This window comes from Xanthobacter autotrophicus (assembly GCF_030015065.1).
Taxonomy (GTDB): domain Bacteria; phylum Pseudomonadota; class Alphaproteobacteria; order Rhizobiales; family Xanthobacteraceae; genus Xanthobacter; species Xanthobacter autotrophicus_D.
This window is the reverse complement of sequence record NZ_JAIVFN010000258.1, coordinates 1-1,459: the sequence shown is the minus strand read 5'-3', so window position 1 is coordinate 1,459 and position 1,459 is coordinate 1. Positions and strand designations below refer to the sequence as shown.

1 protein-coding gene is annotated in these 1,459 nt (G+C 67.1%); it reads right to left on the bottom strand.

Annotated features, from left to right (window positions below; all coding sequences use genetic code 11):
• Positions 1-79: 79 nt before the first annotated feature.
• Positions 80-955, bottom strand: a complete 876-nt coding sequence (gene folD / locus K9U40_RS22945) for a bifunctional methylenetetrahydrofolate dehydrogenase/methenyltetrahydrofolate cyclohydrolase FolD (RefSeq protein ID WP_282892394.1) — start codon at positions 953-955, stop codon at positions 80-82.
• Positions 956-1,459: the final 504 nt, after the last annotated feature.

Genomic DNA, 1,459 nt, shown 5'->3' with positions numbered 1-1,459 from the left:
GTCTCGTGGGCTCGGAGAGGTGTATAAGAGACAGATGCGAGCCTGGCCCATACGAGCCCGGTTTTATGCGAGCCCGGTTTTATGCGAGCCCGGCTTGGCGCTTGGCGGCGGTGAGAGTGTTCTGGAGCAGGCAGGCGATGGTCATGGGCCCGACGCCGCCCGGCACCGGGGTGATCAGGCCGGCAATGCCCTGCGCTTCCTGATAGGCCACGTCGCCCACGAGCCGCGTCTTGCCGTCGGGCTTGGGGATGCGGTTGATGCCCACGTCGATCACGGTGGCCCCCGGCTTGATCCAGTCGCCGCGGACCATCTCCGGGCGGCCCACCGCAGCCACGAGGATGTCGGCGGTGCGGCATTCGCCGGGCAGGTCGCGGGTGCGCGAATGGGCGATAGTGACGGTGCAATCCTCTTTCAGAAGCAGTTGCGCCGCCGGCTTGCCGACAATGTTGGAGCGCCCCACCACCACCGCCTTGAGACCGGACAGGTTGCCCAGATGGTGTTTCAGCAGCATCACGCAACCGAGCGGCGTGCACGGCACCAGCGCGTCGAGGCCCACCGCGAGGCGGCCGGCATTCACCACGTGGAAGCCGTCCACATCCTTGGCCGGATCAATGGTGGACAGCACCTTCATGGCGTCGATCTGGGCCGGCAACGGCAGCTGAACCAGAATACCGTTCACGGCGGGATCGGCGTTGAGCCGTCCGATCAGCGCCAGCAGCTCGGCCTCGGGCGTGTCCACGGCGAGCTTGTGCTCGAAGGAGGCCATGCCGGCCTCAAGGGTCTGCGCCGCCTTGTTGCGCACATAAACCTGGCTGGCGGGATCCTCTCCGACGAGGACGACCGCAAGCCCCGGCTTCAGCCCATGGGCCGCGCCGAGCTGCGCCACCTCCTCGGCGATGCGGGCCCGGAGCCCGGCTGCGAACGCCTTTCCGTCGATGGGCTTCGTCTCGATCACGACATCCCCCAAAGCCTTATCTCCCACAGCCGTGGCCCCGGCGCGCCGCATCCTGCGGAAGGCGGCGCCGTGCGCGGGCCCATAGAGTTCCCCGAACTTGTGTCCACCGCGCCGCGCAAAGGCAAGGCCGGAGCGGCGCCTCATCGCCGCAGCGCACGCCTCCGAGCCGTCACGCCGCACGGGTCAGCAGAGCCGCGCGGCCTTCTTACAACGAATACGAGTTTCTTTAAAAGAAAATATTGTGCTGACTCGTGGCCTTCGCGCAGGGCCCCGGCAGAGAGCGGCGCCGTTCCGGACGCGCCCACACCCAGCCACGCCTCGCACCGGCGCCCTCATTCACGCGCGCCGGGTCCGGAGCGCGGGCAGCCCTCTGACTTAGAGCGCCTAACAAAACGATTTGTTAACCATATTTGGCGTTGTGTTGGGCATGGCCAAGAAGCTGTTGCCCGACGCCCTCTGGGCGGAGATCGCCCCGTTGTTTCCATGCGCTGCGCCTCGCCCGAA